Annotated in this window: 1 tRNA gene; it reads left to right on the top strand. The window is 37.4% G+C overall.

Going from position 1 to position 270, the window contains the following annotated elements:
* The first annotated feature begins 32 nt into the window (after window positions 1–32).
* A tRNA-Ala gene (locus tag AC6FXG_RS08940) sits at window positions 33–108 on the top strand.
* The last annotated feature ends 162 nt before the right edge of the window (window positions 109–270 follow it).

Raw genomic sequence — 270 nt, 5'->3', positions numbered from 1 at the left:
GAGCCTTTATTTTTTATAGGCAACTATAGTATGGGGGTGTAGCTCAGTTGGGAGAGCACCTGCCTTGCAAGCAGGGGGCCAGGAGTTCGAGTCTCCTCATCTCCACCATTAATATGTTCGTGTGACTTTTATGAGTCTAAAGATCGAATCTTAACGCGAACGAATATTGAACCTTTAAAACTAAATACCATAGACGAAATAACAGACATTAGAAATCCAAGAAGCAATTTTAATTGCAAACAAATTTTTAATAGACAATTTCAACGAATT

Source organism: Ezakiella massiliensis, from assembly GCF_059862345.1.
The sequence above is the reverse complement of the archived record's forward strand: the minus strand, read 5'-3'. Positions and strand labels throughout refer to the sequence as shown.